General features: G+C 50.6%; 20 protein-coding genes and 3 pseudogenes. 11 read left to right on the top strand and 12 right to left on the bottom strand.

Annotation, left to right across the window (positions count from 1 at the left end):
* Positions 1-1,157: 1,157 nt before the first annotated feature.
* From DB847_RS10605 to DB847_RS25540, 3 genes and pseudogenes are all read right to left on the bottom strand, one after another.
* Positions 1,158-1,448 (bottom strand): hypothetical protein, encoded by a 291-nt coding sequence (locus DB847_RS10605; RefSeq protein ID WP_108650654.1) that lies wholly within the window; start codon positions 1,446-1,448, stop codon positions 1,158-1,160.
* Between the two features lie 89 nt (positions 1,449-1,537).
* Complete coding sequence (gene nth, locus DB847_RS10600; protein ID WP_108650653.1) at positions 1,538-2,173, bottom strand: endonuclease III; 636 nt, start codon at positions 2,171-2,173, stop codon at positions 1,538-1,540.
* Between the two features lie 247 nt (positions 2,174-2,420).
* Positions 2,421-2,600 (bottom strand): annotated as a pseudogene (locus DB847_RS25540) (RnfABCDGE type electron transport complex subunit B); the annotation flags it as partial.
* Between the two features lie 401 nt (positions 2,601-3,001).
* Here DB847_RS25540 and gltS point away from each other — a divergent pair.
* Entirely contained in the window at positions 3,002-4,225 is a 1,224-nt protein-coding gene (gene gltS, locus DB847_RS10590) for a sodium/glutamate symporter (protein WP_108650651.1), read from the top strand.
* Between the two features lie 150 nt (positions 4,226-4,375).
* On the opposite strand, the gene DB847_RS10585 is transcribed toward gltS, so the two are convergent.
* The 3 genes from DB847_RS10585 to DB847_RS10575 form a co-directional block, all read right to left on the bottom strand.
* Positions 4,376-4,900 carry a hypothetical protein gene (locus DB847_RS10585; protein WP_108650650.1) on the bottom strand — a complete coding sequence of 175 codons (525 nt, stop codon included), beginning with the start codon at positions 4,898-4,900 and terminating at the stop codon, positions 4,376-4,378.
* A 244-nt stretch (positions 4,901-5,144) separates the two neighbouring features.
* The gene (locus DB847_RS10580; protein WP_108650649.1) at positions 5,145-6,737 is read right to left on the bottom strand and encodes an SgrR family transcriptional regulator; all 1,593 of its coding nucleotides are present in this window, start codon (positions 6,735-6,737) and stop codon (positions 5,145-5,147) included.
* The gene (locus DB847_RS10575) at positions 6,727-6,909 is read right to left on the bottom strand and encodes a hypothetical protein (RefSeq protein ID WP_108650648.1); all 183 of its coding nucleotides are present in this window, start codon (positions 6,907-6,909) and stop codon (positions 6,727-6,729) included. Before DB847_RS10575 ends, DB847_RS10580 begins: the two co-directional genes overlap by 11 nt.
* Positions 6,910-7,095: 186 nt before the next feature.
* Here DB847_RS10575 and DB847_RS10570 point away from each other — a divergent pair, with 186 nt between their 5' ends.
* Entirely contained in the window at positions 7,096-7,485 is a 390-nt protein-coding gene (locus tag DB847_RS10570; protein WP_108650647.1) for a hemerythrin domain-containing protein, read from the top strand.
* Between the two features lie 292 nt (positions 7,486-7,777).
* Here DB847_RS10570 and DB847_RS10565 read toward each other — a convergent pair whose 3' ends face one another.
* Complete coding sequence (locus tag DB847_RS10565; RefSeq protein ID WP_108650646.1) at positions 7,778-9,004, bottom strand: multidrug effflux MFS transporter; 1,227 nt, start codon at positions 9,002-9,004, stop codon at positions 7,778-7,780.
* A 305-nt stretch (positions 9,005-9,309) separates the two neighbouring features.
* On the opposite strand from DB847_RS10565, the gene DB847_RS10560 reads away from it, so the two are divergent.
* A complete protein-coding gene (locus DB847_RS10560) occupies positions 9,310-9,933 on the top strand; it encodes a TetR/AcrR family transcriptional regulator (protein WP_108650645.1) in 624 nt (207 codons plus the stop codon).
* Between the two features lie 40 nt (positions 9,934-9,973).
* Here DB847_RS10560 and miaE read toward each other — a convergent pair whose 3' ends face one another.
* Positions 9,974-10,882 (bottom strand): tRNA isopentenyl-2-thiomethyl-A-37 hydroxylase MiaE, encoded by a 909-nt coding sequence (gene miaE / locus DB847_RS10555; RefSeq protein WP_407644445.1) that lies wholly within the window; start codon positions 10,880-10,882, stop codon positions 9,974-9,976.
* Positions 10,883-10,938: 56 nt separating this feature from the next.
* On the opposite strand from miaE, the gene DB847_RS10550 reads away from it, so the two are divergent.
* The 4 genes from DB847_RS10550 to DB847_RS10535 all read left to right on the top strand — a co-directional run bounded on the left by DB847_RS10550 (position 10,939) and on the right by DB847_RS10535 (position 13,906).
* On the top strand, positions 10,939-11,373 hold the full coding sequence (locus tag DB847_RS10550) for a DUF2000 domain-containing protein (protein WP_108650644.1): 435 nt from the start codon (positions 10,939-10,941) through the stop codon (positions 11,371-11,373).
* A gap of 169 nt (positions 11,374-11,542) precedes the next feature.
* Complete coding sequence (locus DB847_RS10545) at positions 11,543-12,850, top strand: DUF2157 domain-containing protein (RefSeq protein ID WP_108650643.1); 1,308 nt, start codon at positions 11,543-11,545, stop codon at positions 12,848-12,850.
* Positions 12,847-13,368 (top strand): GDYXXLXY domain-containing protein, encoded by a 522-nt coding sequence (locus DB847_RS10540; protein WP_108650642.1) that lies wholly within the window; start codon positions 12,847-12,849, stop codon positions 13,366-13,368. Before DB847_RS10545 ends, DB847_RS10540 begins: the two co-directional genes overlap by 4 nt.
* A gap of 58 nt (positions 13,369-13,426) precedes the next feature.
* The gene (locus DB847_RS10535; RefSeq protein WP_108650641.1) at positions 13,427-13,906 is read left to right on the top strand and encodes a DUF6790 family protein; all 480 of its coding nucleotides are present in this window, start codon (positions 13,427-13,429) and stop codon (positions 13,904-13,906) included.
* A 101-nt stretch (positions 13,907-14,007) separates the two neighbouring features.
* Here DB847_RS10535 and DB847_RS10530 read toward each other — a convergent pair whose 3' ends face one another.
* Positions 14,008-14,649 (bottom strand): GntR family transcriptional regulator, encoded by a 642-nt coding sequence (locus DB847_RS10530; protein WP_108650640.1) that lies wholly within the window; start codon positions 14,647-14,649, stop codon positions 14,008-14,010.
* Between the two features lie 326 nt (positions 14,650-14,975).
* On the opposite strand from DB847_RS10530, the gene DB847_RS10525 reads away from it, so the two are divergent.
* The 4 genes from DB847_RS10525 (at position 14,976) to DB847_RS10510 (ending at position 18,627) form a co-directional block, all read left to right on the top strand.
* Positions 14,976-15,308, top strand: coding sequence for a UxaA family hydrolase (locus DB847_RS10525; RefSeq protein WP_108650639.1), 333 nt, complete (start codon positions 14,976-14,978; stop codon positions 15,306-15,308).
* 1 nt (position 15,309) lies between these two features.
* The gene (locus DB847_RS10520; RefSeq protein WP_108650638.1) at positions 15,310-16,482 is read left to right on the top strand and encodes a UxaA family hydrolase; all 1,173 of its coding nucleotides are present in this window, start codon (positions 15,310-15,312) and stop codon (positions 16,480-16,482) included.
* Between the two features lie 66 nt (positions 16,483-16,548).
* Positions 16,549-17,481, top strand: a complete 933-nt coding sequence (locus DB847_RS10515) for a DMT family transporter (RefSeq protein ID WP_108650637.1) — start codon at positions 16,549-16,551, stop codon at positions 17,479-17,481.
* 30 nt (positions 17,482-17,511) lie between these two features.
* Positions 17,512-18,627, top strand: coding sequence for a mandelate racemase/muconate lactonizing enzyme family protein (locus DB847_RS10510; RefSeq protein ID WP_199911801.1), 1,116 nt, complete (start codon positions 17,512-17,514; stop codon positions 18,625-18,627).
* Between the two features lie 56 nt (positions 18,628-18,683).
* On the opposite strand, the gene DB847_RS10505 is transcribed toward DB847_RS10510, so the two are convergent.
* From DB847_RS10505 to DB847_RS10495, 3 genes and pseudogenes are all read right to left on the bottom strand, one after another.
* Positions 18,684-19,208, bottom strand: a complete 525-nt coding sequence (locus DB847_RS10505) for a hypothetical protein (protein WP_159084528.1) — start codon at positions 19,206-19,208, stop codon at positions 18,684-18,686.
* A 418-nt stretch (positions 19,209-19,626) separates the two neighbouring features.
* A pseudogene (gene fghA, locus DB847_RS10500) lies at positions 19,627-20,473 on the bottom strand (S-formylglutathione hydrolase).
* A gap of 44 nt (positions 20,474-20,517) precedes the next feature.
* Positions 20,518-21,647 (bottom strand): annotated as a pseudogene (locus tag DB847_RS10495) (S-(hydroxymethyl)glutathione dehydrogenase/class III alcohol dehydrogenase).
* Between the last annotated feature and the right edge of the window lie 182 nt (positions 21,648-21,829).

Below are 21,829 nucleotides of genomic sequence, written 5' to 3'. Positions count from 1 at the left end.
CATTTAATTTGAGGTGCGAATTATACGAGCGAAAGATCGAAAATCAACCTAAGATTGCACTTTTGCGACAAGAGTTGACCAAATCCAAAAATAGCCAGCTTGTCGTGGCTCAAAGTTTACACTCAGTTACTAATAACGTGCTCTTCTATTATTGGTAAGGATTCATATGAATCATATTAGACGTGTGAGGAACAAATAGATCAGGAAAATTCAATTTCTTACTCCATGAGTTGTCAGATAATAGATAGTAGTGAGCCCGGGTGTATCTCCATATGAAACCAACCCGCTCAACTACGATTTCTACCACTTGTGCCATGATCCACTGTGATGGTTGCGATAGTTCTGAATCAGCCGGGAGCCGGTTTTCCAAGTTAGGGAAATTAAAGAAGATAACGAACAGCGTTTTGAGACAGCTCCACTGCCCCTTGTCACCGACACAACCAGAGCGACTTTTCACTACCGTTAACCACCTTAGTTTTCCGTATTTCATTACGAGCTCAAGAGCCACTGAAACAATCCCATTTAGCAGGGATCCTACCTGTTGCTGTAGAGGAAGACATCGTACTCAGATTGTCTGAGAGGTAAAGGAATAACAAGATGAGTCGCAGGAATGACTTGAGTATTGAGCATTTACTTTACTCACGGTCAGAACTGATTGTTTATTAAACATTTTTCTGATTTGGGTTGCGGATGATTTTTGTGACACGCTGTAAGCCCTACCTCTAATCCATGACAAATCTGTTAAACCTGCGATGGTCAGTCATGTCTCAGATCCGTTGCTCATACAAAGGTGTACTGATTTCAAGTTCACCAACCTTCTGCCGCAGGGGTGAAATGGCTCACTGAGTCATTGAACGCGAGGTATGGATACCGAGCTGGGATGGGCAAGCTGGGGTGATAGCCGGCTCCATAGAGATTGAAGGGGAAGTTCTCTGTGAAAGCCCCACGCGAAGCATGGCGCAGAGAAGGCAAATAATTTAGGGAGAGGTTCGGATGTACAGCGTGCCGGTGATGGTCGAATCCAGACTTCAGCGACACCTGTGGTACAAACCAGGGAGCTATTGGCTGCCTGATCCTAAATGCCCCCCTGACAACCGACCATCAAATTTTGGGACAAAGGCCTCAATGATTCGAAACTATATCAGGCAGCAAAAAGGCTATCTCAGGCCAATAATCTTACAGCGGTTCTGCTCTTTCCCTATAGTAACCACCTCATCGCCGGCTGGGCCACGTTTTAAAGTATACTCACTCAGGCCACTGGGATAGTAGCTCACAAGGATTTTGCTGGCACCTCGCCCCATGATCTCAAAGTTCCCGTGCTTATTGAGACACTCGAGGGAGCAACCTCCACTCACACAGTGATATACTTTGTTGTAGATTTCGGCCTGAGCCTGAAAACAGGCGATCCCAAAAAAACTAATGAGCAGTGCCCAGCGCAGTTTGTTCATCCTTCTCTCCATCAGGCTGATACGAAGCCATAGTATAGGGCTCAGCACCAAACTGATCTCTGAACTTGAAAAGCGGTTACTACGAGCAATCAGAGATCAACTTTTTGCTTAAATTCACAGAGATCTTCAATCAGGCAGGAGCCACAACGGGGCTTGCGGGCCTGGCAGGTATAGCGACCATGCAGGATCAACCAGTGATGCACATCCACCTTAAACTCGGCAGGCACAAACTTCAGCAAGCGCTGCTCCACCTCATCCACATTTTTTCCCGGGGCAAAGCCGGTTCTGTTGCTCACTCTGAAGATGTGGGTATCGACCGCTATGGTTGGCCAGCCAAAGGCGGTATTAAGTACCACATTGGCGGTCTTGCGACCCACCCCGGGGAGCGCCTCTAATGCTTTTCGATCCTCCGGAACCTGCCCCTGATGCTTCTCAATAAGCATCTGACACGCCTTGATCACGTTTTTCGCTTTAGAGTTAAACAGGCCAATGGTCTTAATGTACTCCTTGAGTCCCTCTTCACCCAGCGCGAACATCTGCTCCGGAGTATTTGCAACCGGAAACAGTCGGTCCGTTGCCTTATTGACCCCGACATCCGTCGCCTGAGCCGAAAGGATCACCGCAATCAACAATTCAAAGGGAGAGCTGTAATTCAGCTCGGTCTGTGGACTGGGATTATCATCTCTTAGCCTTTTGAGGATCTCGACCCGCTTTTGCTTATTCATCCCTGGGCCCTCCCGGTTTAGACTGCTGTTGCGCCATCTTTCGGGCCCGCATCCGTGCGATCGCATCGCTAACCTGTTGTTTGCGATCCTGGGGTTGCGCCTGCGTCTTCTGCTCGGAAGTTTCAGCTTCGACTACGGGACGGGCTCGGCCGGTTTTAACCAGATGCAGCTGCTTTCGCTCCGCTGTATTGTGCAGCCGTCGGATGCTGTCCGCCTCCCGCTGCATCTCCACCCATTCGCCTTCGGCAAGGGGGTGCATCTCGATACAATCCGTCGGACAGGGATCGGTACACAAGCGGCAACCGATGCACTCATCAGCGACCACGGTATGCAGCAGCTTTCGGGCTCCAACGATCGCCCCGACCGGGCATGCCTGGATACACTTGATACAACCAATGCAACGAGACTCATCGATCCAGGCCACCTCTGCAGGCTTATTATCAAAATTGGATAGGTTCTGAGAATACTCATCAGAGCCAGACTGCTTGGATAACCAGGACACAATAACCTCCGCACGCTCAGCGTCATAAAACTGCAGCAGAAGCTAAAGCAGCGCAGGGATAGAGTCAACCCATTTATCGGCTCCCTGCGGCAGTTTTCTCTGTGCGATGGCTTAAGGCTGCCTCTTCGCACATTTTACCGTCACAACCATCCAAACTCTTTTGTTTCGTTTGCATATTTTCAACTTGCCCCCAGATCGCCCCTGTGAACAACCCCACTACTGCTCGATATTTAGACAAACAGACAACCTGATGCAAGAGTTCTGGAGAAAGTACGCTAATATGCCTAATTCGCAGCTGTAAACACTAAACTAAAACGGACATCTGCATGAATCCAATACTTAAGTTTGATGCCCTCGACTCTATGTTGATCGCTATCGTCGTGCTCTTTATCGGCTACTTTCTCACGGCGAAAATTGGGATCCTAAAAAAATATAATATTCCGGAGCCGATCGTCGGCGGATTGGTGGTCGCCCTGATCATCACCGGACTCCATCACCAGGGGATCCAGGTCGCCTTCGAGCTCCCTCTCCAGGACACCCTGATGAAGATGTTTTTTGCAACCGTCGGCATGGCCGCGAGCTTTAAACTATTAGCCAAGGGGGGCTCGCGGGTCTTCCTGTTCCTGATCGTGGCGACCCTGTTCATCATGATCCAGGATGCGGTGGGTGTAGGGCTTAGCTCAGTGCTGGGACTTAACCCTCTGCTCGGATTGATTGGTGGCTCCATCACCCTCTCCGGCGGACATGGAACCGGAGCCGCCTGGTCACAGACCTTTGCCCATGATTTTGGTTTGCATACCCTGGAGCTCTCCATGGCATCGGCAACCTTCGGGCTGGTGATGGGAGGGATCATCGGCGGCCCCGTTGCCCAACGCCTGATCCGTAAACATAAACTCACCTCCTCCTTTGGCCCGGGAGAGCGGCACCATATCGCGCACCCTGAGCTGGTAACTTATAACGATCGCGAAGAGGATAGGATCACCGCCAAAAATGCCATCGAAACCCTGTTCCTGCTGCTGGTCTGTGTGGCGGGCTCCAGCTACGTCAAGCAATGGGTCGACGGGTTTGGTATCAACTGGCTGAGGATCCCGGATTTTGTTTATGCGCTGTTTATCGGGGTATTTCTCACCAACCTGTGTGAGTTCACCAAGGGATACAAGGTCAATAAAGAAACCGTCGATGCCATCGGCACCATCTCCCTCTCCCTGTTCCTGGCCATGGCTCTGATGAGCCTTAAATTGTGGGAGCTTGCCCAGCTGGCTCTTCCGATGCTGATTATTCTGGTAGTGCAAACCTTGGTGCTGGCACTTTTTGCCTACTTTGTAACCTTCCGGGTGATGGGGCGTAACTATGATGCCGCCGTGATGGCAGGCGGCCACTGTGGCTTCGGAATGGGAGCCACCCCCACCGCCGTGATGAATATGGGCTCCCTGGTCTCACGATATGGCCCCTCACCTCAGGCTTTCATGGTTGTGCCCATCGTTGGAGCCTTCTTCATCGATATCGCAAACCTGGTAGTGCTGCAAGGGTTTATCAGCGTTCTCCACTAAGACCATTCAGAGCCTCCATCCGGCACGATGAGAGGCTCTGTGCTTACCCTTCCTGGACCACCCTGCAGCCTCAGCTCACTCCCTCGACGCAGAAAATGGGCAGACACTCTCCGGCCGTATCACCCGAGGACGCATATGCTCCCTTGGCACTTACCGCAAGGCATCTGCAGACAAGTCCGCAGTCTCTTCGCTATTGATAGCTAATCTGAGCGGATCCAACCGACTCGCATAGGTTAACCGGCTCGGCAACGCTCGGATAATCTCCCGCTCGGCGATCCCATCGGGAATGGAGATAGTATACATCCTTCCCTGCTCGGCATTGAGCTGCAGATAAGGCTCGGTATAGATGAGATTGGAATCCCCATAGACGATGGAAAAGCTCTGGATCTCATCATAACCAAGTTGAGCATTCACCCGCCCTATCAAAGACACTCCCGAGCCATCGATCGCGATCTCCTGTCGCAAATACCAATAGCGATAGCTGGCGCGATAGTAGACGCCGCCAATCACCATCGCCACGATCGCGCAGGTGATAAACTCCCACTGTTTGAGCACCACCCAGGTAATAAGGAGCAGCACGACAAATGAGAGCACACCAACCAATGCCGAAATTTTCCAATCGGTGTGTCTGTTCGCCCGCTCGGCAGCCACGATTTTAGATTCCATCCAACGCATACCGACCCCTCTTTAGAGCATGATGCCCTTCTCTATGGGCTTAGATAACTCCCCGCAGCAACCACATTCACGCTAACCTCACACCGACGACACGAGCTGCCCGCTACCTTAATTTTGCCGCGATTCAAGCTAAAATCAAACACACAATCCGCGTAATCATTGAGCTTACCTATATTCTAGGCTTGCTGATTTTTGACCTCAATTCGGGCCGAAAAAATGGAGTCCGCAGCTGCTTTCCCACCGATTAACCTGTCTCCCCCTTGATCCACAGCTTGGTAAAATCACACCAACCCGCATCATTGATCTCGATTCCCTGTAGTGAGCAAGGTGCAGTAATAGCAAAGTCCTCCTTGCGGAGCACGGTGAGGATCCTCTGGTCCGATAGCCATGACAGCAGCTGACGGCAGAGCCGCTCGGCCTCCGGCCTCTCTTTGGCGCCGCGGATCTGATGTAGAAATTCACCGAGCTCTGCATATTCCTCAGCTAACAGAATCGAGCTCCAGAAAGGATAGCTATAGAAAAAGGCCAATAGACTCGGGATGAGGCTTCCCTCGATGCGAATACTCCCCAGGGTCAGATCGACCCCCTGCTGATAACAACCAAAAGGTCGCTCAACGCATTGTAGTTTTAGCGAATGTCCGGAGCTGGCCCGGTTTATCTGCTGCAGGTAATCACGCCCTACGCTGGTATTTTCACTCATGATGGTCAACTGCACCGCTGGCTCCTCAAAGCAAGTCCTGTGTTGACGGACCACCTCAAGGATCTCCTGACCCCACTGCTGAGAGCGAAGAGCGGGGTTGTTAAACAACAGGTAGTAATAGCCTACATCGCTACGGGTGACACGATATACCCGGTTGGGTTGATCAAGATAGAAATAGTGCTCGGCGCAAGGCTTTTCTGCTGCCCAGTCAGGATGGATCCAAAGCTCGATCTGCTCCAGCAATGCGTGCTCGCCACTAAAGGCCATGTGCCGCTTGAGCCGAACCACCCGCACTGAAAAAATATCCAGCATAAAGGCCCCGGAACCCACCGGGATTTCATCTGCCATAACTATCCGGCCGTGACGCCAGGCCATGATCGATGCTTCCGCCCGAGCCAAAAGTTCAGGTAAATACCAGTCAGGATGGGACAGGTTAATTCGGATCACATGCTCTGAAACCATATCGATCTCAGACAGGTGACTATACAGAGGCTGCCAGTATGAACTCAGGGTCAAAGCCCGCAGGCTCATCACCACATCATGCACCGTCATCGGCGTTTGGTCATGAAACTGGATCCCCTCCCTGAGATAAAAAAGCCATTGGCAGCCTGTTTCATCAACCTCCCAGTGATGAGCCACTCCCCCTGTGAGTATCCCCTGTTTATCATCCACTAACCTCTGAAACAGATGTAAAATCAGGTGCCTCTCGGTTCGTTCCTGGGCATGGTGAGGATGTAACTGGCCTATGCTGCGATGAAAAGGGATCCGCAGTTTTTGAATGGACTTAAGGGTTGAGCATGCCACATATCTCTTAAGCTCAGAGAATGAGTGGCGCTGATTAAAACCGAACAGCGCAAACGCAGCCTCCGGTCGCCCTTCTTCCAGAAGTTGCTCCATCAGTTGATAACACAGCTTCATCGGCTCCTTATGGCAATGTAGCAAGGCTCGCTTGCCCCGCCCGGGGGAAGCCTGCCAGCTCAACCACTGCAAGGAAGCCATCTGTTGAAGCAGGGTTCGGCCGTGGCGAGCTGAGCAGCCAAAAACCACCGACACCTCCTCCAGGGTGGTCGGCTGCTCCCTGGGGCCAAAATGTTTAAACAGCATCTCATAGAGTTCAAGCTTTCTTTTACGACTCATGCCTGTTGCCACGCTCCTGAACAAAGCTCTTATGCTCCAACTGAGGATAAATCTGATGCAACCGTTCCAGGCGCTGCTGCAGCGGCATATCCAGTAGCCATCTCAGGTAGCGAATTTCACCCCGGGGCTGTTGGGTCATGCGTAAATATTTTTCAAGATAGCAGTATATCATCGTGGGCCTCTTGGTTTTGCGACTAGACCCCCTCACTCTAAATCCGTGGCCCGCTGGAAAATAGAGAACAAAATTGACCACTCTTCCCCTTTTTACTCCCCGCGTTTAGTCGTCTCGTTTCACAACCGCAAGCGCTTTCGTTGGGCTAGACTAAAACCTGAAGAGATCATCCGGACGGTGACACCCATGGACATCATTGGGACCTTGAAGCTTGAGCACTTCCAAATACTCGGCCTACTCTCTGAGATTAAGGTCCATGGCGCCAACTCTGAAAAATCAAAAGACTCCCTGGAGCAGCTCAGAGGAGTTCTCATCGGGCATCTGAAAAAAGAGGATCAATATATCTACCCCAACCTCAATGACAGTGGAGATAACCAGCAAGTTGCGATTGACTTCAAAAAAGAGATGCAAGAGATATCAGAGTTAATCTTTGATTTTTATGAGAAATATGTGGATAAGCCTCTAGTAGGAGAAGATTTCTCCCGTGAGTTTGATGCGATCGTCAAAGCTATCCACAAGAGAATCATCAAGGAGGAAAACAGCCTCTACCCCTTATATGATTCCCAGGGCAAATGAGCTAAATAACGGCTCCAAATAATAGATCACTTGGGGTAGCTGTTGAATGGTGAATAAGCAGACCCACTGCGTCAAGGGTGAAATGGTTTTAAGCCATTGAACGAGAGGTATGGATGCCGAACTGGGAAAGGCTATCAGGGATGATAGCCGATGCAGTGGAGCTTCCATGGATGGATTCATAGCGTGTCTGCGGTCACACATCAACAGATGTAGCAGTAATAGGATCAGCTATATTAGTTCTGCTTGCATAAAAAAACACAGCCCCATACGAGATGAGGGCTGTGTTTTTAGATCATGCTACGGATGGCCTGACAACGCCCTCAAACAGCACCAGGGAGATCAATGGTGCCAGCACGAACACCAATCCCAGGGAGATAGGTGTATCGGCCGGTAAAAAAGAGGCCACAGCCCCGATCACCACGGCCCCGCTCATCTGCAAAAATGCATAAAGACTCCCCGCAAAACCGGCGCCCTTTGCAAAGGGTTGCATCGCTCCGGAAAACAGGCTGGGAAATACCAGAGTGGACCCAAAATAGAAGAGCGTCATTGCGATCATCGGGCTGATGATCGTCAATCCAAATACCCAGTATCCAAACAGCATCTGGATCCCGGCAATCAGCATCAGGCTCCACCCTAGTCTCAGCATGGTTGCAGCACCAAAACGCAATACCAGCTTTCCACCAATCAAGCCTCCAAAAAACATCGCCAGCGCCCCACCCCAAAAGCACAGCCAGCCAAACATGGCAGAGCTTAATGAGGTATGTTTAATCAACAATACCGGGGCCACGGTAAACCAGGAAAAGTATCCTCCATAACAGCAAAAAGAGCATAACGAATAGCCGATAAATGCCCGGCTCCTGATGATTTTCAGGTAGCCACGGCTAATATGGCCCAGGTTCAGCTTATCCATGTGGTGGTGTTCCGAAGTCTCAGCCAGAAGAAAGTAGATGGCACACAGGATCAACAGTGCGTAGCCAATGATGATCCAAAAAACCGCTCTCCAACCTAGAACATGACTGACAAATCCTCCAATCATGGGAGCCGCCGGAACCACAAAGGTCAGGAGTATGGTCATGTAAGCGCCATACCTGGCAAGGGCATCCCCCTCAAAACGATCGCGGAACATCGCCCGCCACAAAGAGGCCCCCGCCCCGGCTCCGATCCCCTGCAACACCCGTCCAGCCAAAAGCTGATAGGCATTCATTGAGCTGACGCACAATATGCTGCCCACCAGCATGATAACAAGCCCCCACAGCAAGGGGCGACGGCGGCCAAAGGCTTCAGAGAGAGAGCCAAAGACCAACAGTGAACTACAAAGTCCCAGCATATACAGTGGCATACTGAGTTGAATAAGATTAATCGATACCCCAAACGCACTGGCAATTTGTAGCATCGCCGGAGCATAGGTATCTGAAGAAAACTGCCCAAGACATGCCATAAATCCCAACAGGGCTGTAAAAACAAGATTTGAATCTAAAAAGCCTTTCCTGGTTAAGGAATTAGCCTGAACATCGCTCATCGAAAAGCTCCATGAGTATCATCATCGAAAATAAATAGATCGGTTAAGATCCTCTGAGTTGCTACAGATAGCGCCGAATACACGCCTGAACACCTGTGCAGCAATGGCTTTGGCCTGTTTACTCATACTCTGTCTCCCTCTCGCCTCAAAACTATTGAGTAATCACTCAATAGTTAGGGTAAAAAATTTTGCTTAAGCCGAGCTAAGTGTTTACTCAGCAAGCTTAGAGCAGCAACTATTGAGTGGTTACTCAATAGTTGCTGCAGTATAATGCCCTGTACAAAAAACTGTCAACCGGAGTCCAAATGCCCCGCGTCAAAAAAAGGCCAGCGCCCCACCAGCGTGCGGATAAAACCCGTGAAAAAATCTTAAAGGCAGCCAAACATCTTTTTGCCCGCAACGGCTTTGCGGGAACCTCCACCATCAAGGTGGCCGAACGTGCCGACGTCCCCAACAGCCTGGTTTTTCACCACTTTTCGAATAAAGCGAACCTGTGGCTGGCGGTCAAAGCCTATATTGTGGAGCAGGACAATCAAGACAGCGAACTGCTTCCCTCAACCGAGCTCCCCCTCGAGACATTTTTGAAACTGCTGATCGAGAGATTGTTCACCTTTTATCACAAGGACTCAGATCTGCTACGGATGCTCAGCTGGCAACGGATGGAAAACTATCAAAAGATGGGAATTGATGGCGCCCTCTCTGAGGAGTCTCTGCGCTGGATAGCCGCTTTTGCCCAATACCAGAAAAAAGGAGAGATCTGTCAGGAGATCAAGCCTGAGTATATCATCACCATGATCGGCGCCCTCATCAGTGCCGCCGCCTATGATCCAAACGCCATCCCACAGGAAGCAGATGCGATGCAGCAATATCTGGACTTTTGCTGCGACCGATTATTGGTGATGATGAAGACCCCACTCGCTCCAGGCTAAGGATTTGAAAGCAACAACTTCCAGGCGAGGGAGGTTTTCTCTATTGCGGGCGGCCGCTATGAAAGCGAAACTCCCGATCAGGAGAGCTGATAAGCTCGGCTTCCACCCTGGCAAAAAACGCCACCCGCTCCGAGATATCCTGACCCGCAACCTGGTTAGCGAGCTTGAGGTAATCCTGGTAATGCCGGGCTTCGGAGCGTAGCAGGGAGGTATAAAACTTCTCCAGATCCGGATCCAGATGGGGTGCCAGCTTTGCAAAGCGTTCACAAGAGCGCGCCTCGATAAAGGCTCCGATGATAAGCTTATCGACCAGCGCATCCGGCTCATAGCTCTTCACCTGCTTGAAGAGACCTTTTGCATAGCGACTGGCCGAGATACTTTCATAAGGAATCCCTTTATCGGCCATGATCTCCAGCACCTGGTAAAAATGGTGAAGCTCCTCTTTGATGAGCTGGATCATCTTATTGATCAGCTCCTGGCCATAGGGGCAGTCGCTGCGAGCTTTTATCTTTTTTGAAAACCCGCTTTTTCCTCTGAGTGAATCAAGATCCCCTGACTTCTGGTAGGCCAAGGCCTCATAAGGCTTAATCCACTCACTGAGCTCATATTTACTCTGCTCGTCGACAGCATATTTTCGGATCAGAAAAAGCGCACTCTGAGCCGCTTTAAGCTCGCACAACAGGTGATCCTGCAGGATGATCGGAAGATTAACAGGATCTTTCGCCTTGCGGATCCATTCATCCGGGGTGGGTGTTTGTAAAAACGCATTAATCGGTGCTAGTAATTCGGCTGGATTCATATACTTTACGACTTTCGTCCCTTGGCCGGTTTTCCGGACAGTCAAAGATGCCAGAGATTTTACCACAACCCTTGCGAGAAGCTGTTGCCCCTGCAGCACTGTGCTGGCAATGCAACCCCACTGACGATAAAAAGCAATTTGTGCTGGCACTTCAGCCTGCTACTCTTGAGGGCTCCAGATAAAACCATTTCAACGGAAGGATAACGATGCCAGAGCCTACAGATGAAACCCAAAAACGCTTTATCGCGATTTTAAACAAAAAGGTTGAGCCAGGGCGTCTTTTCAATGTGCTGGGACACCTGGCATCAGGCTTGAGTGCTCAACTCAGCCCCGAGGATGAAGCCTGCTTCGTCGACTACCGGGACGCTGATGGCGAGCTGCATCCCAGCTTATCCCATTACCCCTTCATCGTTCTCAGGGCGAATAACTCAAACCAGATCCGCAAAGCCCGCCAGGAAGCTCAGGCTCGTGGCATCAAGTTCACAGACTTCACCCACACCATGGTTGAGGGTGGCTCTGTGGCCCAACAGCAGATAACTTCCAACACCGCTGAGGCTGAGCTTGAATACTATGGGATCTGCCTTTTTGGTGACACCCTGGAGCTGGGTGAATTCACTAAAAAATTTAGCCTTTATAAGTAACCTCTTTTGTTAGCTTATAAGCTCCGAATTTTTTGGAGTTCGGCCTCAGTCAGCACTAGCAAAGTCTGCCTCCATGAGTTGTTGTATGACTTGGAAAAGCGCCCCAGATATAGCTACACTTGAATCCGATACTCCCTGCTTTATTCATCTTCTGAGCTGAGAGATACGGATGCGCCTTATTCGACTGTTTAAAAACGATCTTGCTCGCGAAGTCCGCGGCTGGGTCGGGCAAGAGATCATCACCCCCGATCAGGCCGAGCAGATCTGTGCTCAATATGGGATTGACTACCAGGGCAGAGGCCAGCGAAGCCTGGGCTATTACCTGTTGCTCACCCTGGGCTACCTGTTTATCGCTCTGGCCGCCATCACACTCATCGGGGCAAACTGGGAGCAAATTCCAAGAGCAGTGCGGATGGCCGGATTACTCCTGATCACCCTGACGGCTCACGGCTTTGCTTTTAGGAAGTACTTACGAGGCTATGCCCAATACGCTGTCACCCTGTTCCTGTTTGCAAACATGCTTTATGGCGCATCCATTATTCTGATCGCCCAGATCTATCATCTGGGAGAGCACATGCCGGACGGTGTGTTCTGGTGGGCCCTGGGTTGTCTTCCCTTTGCGCTGTTACTCAACAATCACTGGCTTGCCCTGCAGTCTCTGCTACTGGCCCTGATCTGGATGATCCTGGAAGCAAGTTACGGTTTCTACCCGCCACTCTTTATCCTTTTCCTGGGAGCTGCCCTGTGGATCCTCTACAAGGGTAAGCCCAGTCTGCTGCTACTCTTTTGTTTTATGATAGGTCTGTTCCTCTGGCTTGAGCTGAGCCTGAGTGAATACTGGAGTCCGGGCTATCGACTGGATGTTCATGCTGAGCAGGTGATCCTGGGGGTCGGATTGGGCATAGTGGCCTATGCTCTGAGCCTCTGGCTGAATCGCTCCGGTTCAGCGAAAGCCAAAGATTATGCCGCATTTATCTCTCTATGGAGCCTGCGGGGCGCCCTCATTTTAATGTTTGTGCTGAGCTTTGAATCGCCCTGGGAGGAACTTATCCGGGCTCACTGGAAACATCAGCTCTCGATGTCATTCATAGCAGGATTACTGTCGGTGCTAAGTTTGGGTCTGGCTATCTTCTCTAAGCGCTTATTTCCCCTGCTGCTGATTCTTGTGTGCTATCTACTGTCCGTGGCAGCACTGCTGTTAACCCATCACGACTCCCACGCCATCTACTTTCAGCTACTCTATAACCTGCTGCTGATCCTCTGGGGAGTCTATCTGATCATTCAGGGGATCCATCGTGCCATCTCTCACTACTTTTTCCTCGGTGTCGTCACTATTTTACTCACGGCCCTGATGCGCTATATCGATCTCATCGGTGATTACACAGGAGGAGCCATTCTCTTCATCGTCTTTGCCGCCATCTTGTTAGGGGCCGCCCGGTACTGGCGATTTTATAAGGCTCGCAAGGAGGCGCGATGAAAAGCAAAGTGACTTTCGCAATCCTGTTGGCCATCACTTTTCAGCTGCTGGTTCTGATCGGTATGGTGCTGCAGGCGGCCCTTCCCCTGTGGACGGGCTCGCCGATTGAGGTCAAGACGATTCCCGTCGATCCCCGCTCACTGTTTCGCGGCAACTATGCCCGCCTTGGTTATGAATTTTCACGGATCCCACGTTCAGCATTTTCCAATCCGGCGGCCCTGCATAAGGGAGCCCTGGTCTATGTGCTGTTAAGCAAAGGAGCCGACGGCCTTTACCAGTTTTCAACGGCATCAGTGACCCAACCGAGTCGTGGTATTTTTCTTCGGGGCCGGGTTGAGCAGGCTCGTTTTTTCCGCAACAAGCAAGGCTATGTCCGGATCCGCTATGGTATCGAAGCCTACTTTGCACCCAAACAAAAGGCACTCGCCCTGGAAAAGCAGCTCAGGAGTGGAGGCATCGCCCTGTTGATGGTTGCCCCAAGCGGCAAGGCGCGGATCAAGGCCATTCAGACTCCCTGAATAACCCAGCTCGGCAGCACCCCATGGGTGATACAGGATAGTTTAGTGGAGAGAAAGGATGATTCTGAAAAAGCTCTTTATGAAATATGGGATCGCGATCCCTGCATTGCTGGTCTGCATTTTCACCATTGCAGATCTCATAAGCCAGGGGACGGCTGACTGGCAACAGCTTCTGCTGTTTAATCTGTTACTCTACGGGGTCGGCTATCAGTTTGTCGGATTTGCCATAGGTCATCTGCTGCTGGGCGATCAAATTGCCGAGTATATTGGCTGGCCTAAGGGTAACCCCTTTCAATTTGAAGTGGGGATCGCCAACCTGGCGATCGCGACTCTCGGGATCCTCTGTAGCTGGTACACCGGAAGTTTCTGGCTGGCCACCGCGGTTGCTGCCTCAGTCTGGAGCTGGGGATGTGTAATTGGCCACGTCAAGGATATGATCTGTCACAAAAATTTTTCAGCGGGTAGCGCTGGGTATCCCTTCTACTACGGGTTACTCATGCCAATGCTGTTATGGTGCCTGATCGGATTTGGCTCATAATGACCAGGGGATTTCAGGCCCTGATGCTGTTTCAGATGTGGTTCAAAATGAGTCACAGCAACAGGGCCTGAGTGTGTCACACTCCCTCAGGAATCTGCCCTTCAGAGCTTATCTCTGAGTTCGGTAAAGGTGGTGATATTGGCGGTGGCCTCCTGGCCTGCGATCTCAATCTCCCCCTCACAGATAGCATCCACCATCGCCCGATGAGAGAGACCACTCTGAGACAGGTCATAATCGTGATGGGTCATGCTGATGTAGGCCCGAAGCTGATTCGAGATCTGATGATAGATCTTATACAGCCGGCGACTGCCACTGATCTCAACAATCAACTCATGCAGTTCAAAATCCGCCTGACTGATCCCCTTACGATCGGTAGGTGCCGCCTCACACAGCTCACAGAATCGAGTGAGAGTCTCCCTGAGTTTACGTTTATCCTCCGCAGTCGCCTTTTCTGCAGCCATTTCGGCAGCCTGGCGCTCCAGAGCAACCCGCATGTGATAAAGCTCCCAAAGATCCGCTTCCTCCAGGGTAAACACCTGCCAACCCGCGTAGGGCTTTTGGATCACCAGCCCCTCATGGGCCAATGAATTTAGCGCCATCCTGATGGTGCTCCGCGAGAGATCAAGCTCCTTCGCGAGCGCACTCTCCACTATTTTCTCCCCCAGGTGGATCTCACCGTCCACAATTTTTTGCCTCAGGTACTGGGTTACCTGCTCTTCCAGACTCTGCTTATTAATTTTCATCTTTGCTCAGTATTCACTTCCATCAATAACACGACCCCGGCCAAATAGCCCAGGTGGATACAACAGCGTGCTCAGCACTCCCTGCGCAAGCATCATAACACAGAGCCAAACACTCAGAAGCGACTGCCCCACGACAGCCAAGATCCCGGACACCCGAAGGTGGACTCAATCAGCTCACATGGCGCAACTGCGTTGTGGTGAAGCTCACAGTTTCAGGGATGAAGTCACTTTCCAATAGCGGAAATTGATCTGGATCAATAAATAATTCCAAAACAGCCCTAACATGCAAATTGTCCGACAATCGACAATAATCAATCGGAGAGAATATGCTCAAAGCGATCCAGTTATCCGCTTCAGATAATGTCGCCACCCTGTTAAGTGATCTTCCTAAGGGAGATGAAGTTGCGATCTTCTCGGCAGAGAACCATCTGCTCAGCACCCTGACGGCCCGTCAGGCGATCCCGTTCGGAAATAAAATTGCCCTGAAGCCGATTCCGGAGCAGAGCCCAATTATCAAGGCTAATTGCCCGGTCGGCCGGAGTGTCAGCTTCATCCCTCAGGGCGATCTGGTTCATGTTCAGAATGTACGAAGTGACCGCCTGGATATTCCACACAACATCATCAATGAAATCATCCATCAGATGCAGATCGAGGTATAACATGAATACATTTCAAGGCTATCTCCGCCCGGATGGCTCAGTCGGGATCCGCAACCAGATCCTGCTTTTGGTGGTTGATGAATGTGCCGAAGGGATCGCCCGCTCCATCGCACAGACCCTGGATCAGGCCACCATAGTCACCAATTACAACACCTGTATGTATGCCGGCAATGAAGAGATGATCAATACCATGATCCATACGGCACTCAACCCCAATGTTGCGGGCGCCCTGGTATTGGCAATGGGGTGTGGCAGCATAGATCCGCAGATTATCATCGAACCGATTCTCGCTGCGGGTAAACCCGCTCATGCCCTCACCTGCATGAAGCACAAAGGCACCCGCAGCACGGTCCGGGAAGGAATTGCTCTGGCCAAAGAGCTTCAGGAGTATGCCAACCGTCAGCAAAGAACCACGGCACCTATCTCCAAGCTGCTGATCGGAATCAAGTGTGGAGGGTCCGATACCAGCTCAGGGATTGCCTCAAATCCTAGTGTTGGAGCCGCCATCGATCAATGGATCGATGCCGGTGGCAGCGCGGTTGCCGGTGAGTTGATTGAGCTCATCGGCTGTGAGGAGCTGCTACGCAAGCGTGCCGTGACTCCTGAGGTTGCCGATAAGATTGAGCTGCTAATCGCCGAAGAGGAAAAGCGTTGGCACATTCCGGGAGCCGACGTTGAGACCATGAGTATCGGCAATAGCGTGGGCGGACTCACCACTCTCGAAGAGAAATCCATTGGCGCCCTGCATAAGACAGGCACTCGCCCCATCCAGGATCTGCTACGGATCAATCACAACCACCATGAAAAGCCCAAGGCCCCTGGCATGTATCTGTCGGAGGTGACCCACCTGTGTGGCAGCTCGGGAATGCACTTTGCGGCCCTTGGTGCCCAGCTCATCGTCTGGACCACGGGAGGCGCCGGGTTCAATAACCCGATCGTGCCGGTCATTCGGGTCAGTGGAAACCAGCAACTCATCAATGAAGATATAGATATTGATGCCACCGGCATCATGCGTGCCGAAGAGGGGATCAACAGCGTTGCAGATAAGATCCTCACCAAGATAGAGGCCGTCGCCAATGGTGAACCAACACAACTGGAGGGGGTTGGTTTCTCAACCTGCTCTTTGTATCAAAAAGATCGGCGCCTCGAAAAAACCTTGTGTATCGAAGTTTAAAAAATTTCTTTTGACTCAATCATCTCGGGTGGCCTGATTGGCCACCCCATAATAAGGATAAAAACAATGACCCGTGCAGAAACCTCCGGCTTATTGATGGCGATATTTTGCGCCGTGGTATGGGGTGCATCCTTCCCATTTTCGGCGGTGTTAGCCGATAAGATGGATCCCGTAATCTTTGCCATTGTCCGCTACACCCTGGCAACCCTTGGACTGGCCATCGTCTTTATGTTTACCAAAAATCGCTGCTGGTTGCGCCTCAAAGATATTCCACTGATGGCAATTTCCGGAATTGCTGCACAGGCCATTTTTTTCTACACCTCCCTGCTGGCGCTTAAGTATATCTCAGCCTCAGAGGTCGGGGTTATCAACGGGATGATCCCCATCTTCACCCTGCTGGTGAGTATCCCCATCTACCGCAAGATCCCGACTACGATTCAGTTTTTTGCGGTCATTCTCTCGTTTTTCGGCGCCTTCTGTATCGCCTTTGATCCCAGCAATAAGTTCTCAGGGCTCAACATTGGCCATCTCTATATGTTGATTGGCGTAATGGGGTTCATTATCTCCTGCTTTATTAACAAAAAATTTGCCGATCGCTACGATGGTCTCTCCACCATGCTCTACCAGTTCCTGTTTGCCACCATTGCCCTGCTGCTGGTTCTACCTTTCGGACACCAGTCTCTCTCCCAGGTCTGGATCGCCTTTGGCAATGGATACTACATCTTCTGCACTCTGATGCTGGGTCTGGTCTGCTCCGGTCTGGCTTATGTGCTCTACTTTAACTCCCTGAAATTAGCCGGGGTCAACCGTGCCAACATGGTGCAAAACCTGATCCCCCTGTCGGCCTTCCTGCTGTCAATTTTCATGTTGGGTGAAAGCTTTACCCTACAAAAAACCTTCGGCGTTTTTCTGGTGATTGTCTCCCTGTTCCTGTTCGATATGAGCTGGGAAAAGATCAAAATCAAGCTGCGTCTTTCTTCCGCACAAGCGGTTTCCTAACCCCTGCTCAACATGTAGATGAGGTACAAGATGAAAATTACCGATGTTGAAGTGATCTGCCTGAGAGCCTGCCCAACCGATCAAAGTTGCGAATGGGGAGAAGATGCAGTCATTGTCCAGATCCATACCGATGTGGGGATCACCGGCATTGGCGAGGCTGACAGCTCTCCTGAGGTGATCAAAGCCTGTATTGAAACTAAAAATTCCAACCTCTATTGCTATGGGCTCAAAGAGTTACTGATAGGTGAGAATCCTCTGGAGATCGAGCGACTGTGGAACAAAATGTACTGGGCCTCGAACTACATGGGGCGGCGCGGCGCAGGGATCCACGCCATTAGTGCCTTAGATATCGCGCTATGGGATATTGCTGGAAAATTCTATGGAGTGCCGGTCCACACCCTGCTGGGAGGGAAATACCGGGAAAGCATCCCGGCCTATGGGACCTTCATTCCCAGTGCAATCCCCGAGGAAAACCGGAAGATCGCCTCAGATCTGGTAAATCAGGGGTTCCTCAGCCTTAAATTCGGTGGCGGGGTCTTTGGTGATGATCCCGAGCTCGACTATCAGATCGTGCGTCATATCCGTGAAGCGATTGGCGATGAGATCGAACTGCAGATCGATCTGGCTTCCAAGTGGCGAACCTCCAGCCACAGCGCTAAGATGTGTCAGCGATTAGCCGAGTTTAACCTAAACTGGGTCGAAGAGCCGGTTCTGGCCGATGACCTGAGAGGGTATGCCAAATTGTCCCGAAAAATCGACTGCAAACTGGCCGGAGGTGAATCCCTCACCACCCGCTACGAATTCAGGGATTTCCTGGAGCAATCCGGGGTCGATATCATCCAGCCGGATATCACCCGCTGCGGCGGGATCAGTGAAATGAAAAAGATCTATGATCTGGCCCAACTCTACGGCTGTGAGCTGATCCCCCATGGATTTAGTACCGGGATCCTGCTGGCTGCATCGGTGCATTTTCTGGCGGCCTGCGAGCATGCCAGCCTGATGGAGTACTCTCAAAGCTCCAGCCCACTGTTTACCGAGCTGGTCAGTAATCGCCTGCCCTTTGAAAATGGTTATGTCCGGGTACCGGATACCCCGGGCTTGGGCATTGAGCTCAACCCTGAGGTCATTGAGATGTATCGGGTTTAATTCGAATGAGGCGGATATTCCGCCTCAATACTCAATTTCCCCGTTTAGATTCTGGATCAATTAAGCTTATAAAGTACCACCTGGCTTAACACACCGTTCGTATATTCATTTCTATATCGATTAATCGCTTTACCCATAGAGCCAAACGGGGTAGCCCCGACCGTGTGCTCCACATTCGCCGAGTAGATAAAAGCCCCCAGCTCTCGCTCACTAACCGCATGGAGGTTAAAGTCCTGAGCCAAATTGTTTTTATCAAAACCAATTTTAAAATTTACTTCATCCCGATCATCATTTGTGAACATCCCATGAGGCCTGCCACACATAACACCCGTTAACCTAATAGCTGGTTTTATCTGGATGTGCAAGGTCTCTCCGGGATAAATTGCTATAGTATCACCTTTTTTATAATCTGGATTGACGTAATTAAAGTAACCTATCTTATGTGAATGAATATATTTTATATAGATTGGGCCACCGCCATCTGGAATTTGGCTCTTGAGATATACATCAAGGTTAGTATGTCCATAATCATCCTTACAACCTGCATAGCAATAGTTAACCATAGAGCATGCAAGCATCACCCCGAACACCAACTTAATAAGACCAGTTCTATATTTAAACAACAAAGCAGACTCTCATAAATTATCAGAAGAAAAATGAGTGAGTAATTCTATGAAAATTAAAAAATATAGCTATAGATAAAAAGATGACACATAGACTTATATAAATACGATGAACTATAAGTTTTAGCTTGTCAGAAAATAAAAATTAAGCATTCAACCCGGAAAATGTTAACTCCTTGTGAACATCAAACCATAAAATACTTTCACAAATTGTTTTTATATCCATATTTCTACGAAACACGGATGGCAAATAATCTAAACACCCACCATGTTAGCAGTGTTCTTTCAATGTTAAATAAATACTTCGCCACGCATTGAATCTAATCACACCTCAATTTCAATAACTTAATGGAGGTGGCTAAGCCACCCCCATTCGTTAGCTCATAACATCCAGAAGGTAGCGCGCATGGAATCTCAAATGATCCTCAATAAAGCTCGCCACAAAATAGTAGCTATGATCATAGCCCTGCCGGTAGTTAAGCTGCAGAGGGTAGCCCCTGGCTTGTGCCGCATATTCAAGTGCCTCAGGCTTTAACTGCTCCTCAAGGAACTCATCTTCACTCCCCTGATCCACCAGCATGGGCACAATCCTGGATCCCCTGGCCATAAGCACACTGGCATCATAGCAGCTCCAGGTCTCACGATCGCTTCCCAGGTATTGAGTCAAGATCCCCTCCCCCAGGGGCAATTCAGAGGATTGCAGATCGGGCTCAGCGCCGAAACCGAGCTGTAACGATCCGGGTTTCGCAGGGCTATCATCAACGCACCATGGCCCCCATCGAATGACCACAAACGGCGCGTTGCTCATTCACCGGAAAATGCTCCTCGATCAGTTGCGGCAGCTCATCCACCACATAATCATACATACGGTAATGCTCACTCCAGGGCTGTTCGGTGGCATTGACATAAAAGCCAGCACCCTGCCCCAGATAGTAAGCCTCATCATCGGCGACCTGCTCTCCGCGGGGGCTGGTATCCGGAGCCACAATCGCGATCCCCAGCTCAGCGGCTATCCGCTGGGCACCGGCTTTGTGCATGAAGTTCTCATCGGTACAGGTCAGCCCGGACAACCAGTAAAGAACCGGAACTTTCTCGCCACCCGACGTCTGCGCAGGCAGGTAGATGGAGAAATTCATCGGGCAGCCAAGGGTCCGTGAATGATGACGGTAGCGTTTTTGCCAGCCACCAAAACTCTTATTCAAACTGATATTTTCAATCGACATAGGAAAACCTCAGCCGAAAGTGCTCTCACACTTGCGGCTGCTTGTTATTTGTCAAAGTGGATCACGCTACGAATGCTCTTGCCCTGATGCATCAACTCAAAGGCCTCATTGATCGAATCCAATCCCATGTTATGAGTAATAAAATCATCCAGCCGGAACTCTCCGCGCATGTAACGCTCAACGTACTCTGGCAGCTCCGAACGCCCCTTTACCCCACCAAAAGCGGATCCCTTCCAAACCCGCCCGGTCACCAGCTGGAATGGCCGAGTCGAGATCTCCTGGCCGGCCCCTGCCACACCGATGATCACCGATTCCCCCCATCCCTTATGGCAACACTCCAGGGCGGAACGCATCACATGCACATTACCGATACACTCAAAGGAGTAATCCACCCCTCCATCGGTTAGCTCAACCACTACCTCCTGGATCGGCTTCTCGTAGTCATTAGGATTGATACAATCGGTCGCGCCGAGCTTGCGGGCCAGCTCAAATTTACTCTCGTTAATATCGATGGCAATGATCCGCTCAGCCTTCGCCATGGTGGCACCGATAATTGCAGACAGACCAATTCCACCCAGGCCAAAAATAGCGACGGTTGCTCCCGCTTCAACCTTGGCCGTGTTCATCACAGCACCCATCCCGGTGGTGACACCACACCCCAGCAGGCACACCTCTTCCAGGGGCGCATCGGGGTTTACCTTGGCCAAAGAGATCTCAGGCAAAACTGTATACTCAGAGAAAGTGGAGGTACCCATATAGTGGTAGATGGGTTGACCATCCTTTGAAAAACGGCTGGTACCATCCGGCATCAACCCCTTGCCTTGAGTCTCCCGAATTTTCTGGCACAAATTGGTTTTACCGGACTTACAAAACTTACATTCACCACACTCGGGGTATAAAGCGGGATCACATGATCGCCCACCGCAACACTGGTCACCCCTTCGCCGATCGATTCAACGATGCCTCCCCCTTCATGACCCAGGATACAGGGAAAAACGCCCTCAGGATCATCACCGGAGAGTGTAAAGGCATCGGTGTGACAAACGCCGCTGGCAAGGATCCGTACCCGGACCTCTCCTCTTTGCGGAGGCATCACATCCACTTCTTCAATGGACAGGGGCTGGTTTGGTCCCCAGGCAATCGCGGCTTTCGATTTAATCGTGGTCGTGCTCATCAGTTCTCCCTCTTTACGGGCGTATTATCAGTATGTCCCGCTTGTCATTTCGATAAAACCTATTATATTTACCCCAGAACTAATGATAATCCAGCAATTTAGTAAATCACTTTTACCATATTGTAATAATCAACCAACTCTATCCGGTCTTAGCCCGAGTCATACAGAGTTTCAGAGGTCTC

The sequence above is a fragment of the Dongshaea marina genome, from assembly GCF_003072645.1.
Classification (GTDB): Bacteria; Pseudomonadota; Gammaproteobacteria; order Enterobacterales; family Aeromonadaceae; genus Dongshaea; species Dongshaea marina.
The sequence above is the reverse complement of the archived record's forward strand: the minus strand, read 5'-3'. Positions and strand labels throughout refer to the sequence as shown.

What these genes read in the sequence shown, in the direction of transcription:
- DB847_RS10605 (WP_108650654.1), bottom strand. Translation starts at nt 1,448, where the DNA reads ATGAACAAACTGCGCTGGGCACTGCTCATTAGTTTTTTTGGGATCGCC.
- nth (WP_108650653.1), bottom strand. Translation starts at nt 2,173, where the DNA reads ATGAATAAGCAAAAGCGGGTCGAGATCCTCAAAAGGCTAAGAGATGAT.
- gltS (WP_108650651.1), top strand. Translation starts at nt 3,002, where the DNA reads ATGAATCCAATACTTAAGTTTGATGCCCTCGACTCTATGTTGATCGCT.
- DB847_RS10585 (WP_108650650.1), bottom strand. Translation starts at nt 4,900, where the DNA reads ATGCGTTGGATGGAATCTAAAATCGTGGCTGCCGAGCGGGCGAACAGA.
- DB847_RS10580 (WP_108650649.1), bottom strand. Translation starts at nt 6,737, where the DNA reads ATGAGTCGTAAAAGAAAGCTTGAACTCTATGAGATGCTGTTTAAACAT.
- DB847_RS10575 (WP_108650648.1), bottom strand. Translation starts at nt 6,909, where the DNA reads ATGATATACTGCTATCTTGAAAAATATTTACGCATGACCCAACAGCCC.
- DB847_RS10570 (WP_108650647.1), top strand. Translation starts at nt 7,096, where the DNA reads ATGGACATCATTGGGACCTTGAAGCTTGAGCACTTCCAAATACTCGGC.
- DB847_RS10565 (WP_108650646.1), bottom strand. Translation starts at nt 9,004, where the DNA reads ATGAGCGATGTTCAGGCTAATTCCTTAACCAGGAAAGGCTTTTTAGAT.
- DB847_RS10560 (WP_108650645.1), top strand. Translation starts at nt 9,310, where the DNA reads ATGCCCCGCGTCAAAAAAAGGCCAGCGCCCCACCAGCGTGCGGATAAA.
- DB847_RS10550 (WP_108650644.1), top strand. Translation starts at nt 10,939, where the DNA reads ATGCCAGAGCCTACAGATGAAACCCAAAAACGCTTTATCGCGATTTTA.
- DB847_RS10545 (WP_108650643.1), top strand. Translation starts at nt 11,543, where the DNA reads ATGCGCCTTATTCGACTGTTTAAAAACGATCTTGCTCGCGAAGTCCGC.
- DB847_RS10540 (WP_108650642.1), top strand. Translation starts at nt 12,847, where the DNA reads ATGAAAAGCAAAGTGACTTTCGCAATCCTGTTGGCCATCACTTTTCAG.
- DB847_RS10535 (WP_108650641.1), top strand. Translation starts at nt 13,427, where the DNA reads ATGATTCTGAAAAAGCTCTTTATGAAATATGGGATCGCGATCCCTGCA.
- DB847_RS10530 (WP_108650640.1), bottom strand. Translation starts at nt 14,649, where the DNA reads ATGAAAATTAATAAGCAGAGTCTGGAAGAGCAGGTAACCCAGTACCTG.
- DB847_RS10525 (WP_108650639.1), top strand. Translation starts at nt 14,976, where the DNA reads ATGCTCAAAGCGATCCAGTTATCCGCTTCAGATAATGTCGCCACCCTG.
- DB847_RS10520 (WP_108650638.1), top strand. Translation starts at nt 15,310, where the DNA reads ATGAATACATTTCAAGGCTATCTCCGCCCGGATGGCTCAGTCGGGATC.
- DB847_RS10515 (WP_108650637.1), top strand. Translation starts at nt 16,549, where the DNA reads ATGACCCGTGCAGAAACCTCCGGCTTATTGATGGCGATATTTTGCGCC.
- DB847_RS10510 (WP_199911801.1), top strand. Translation starts at nt 17,512, where the DNA reads ATGAAAATTACCGATGTTGAAGTGATCTGCCTGAGAGCCTGCCCAACC.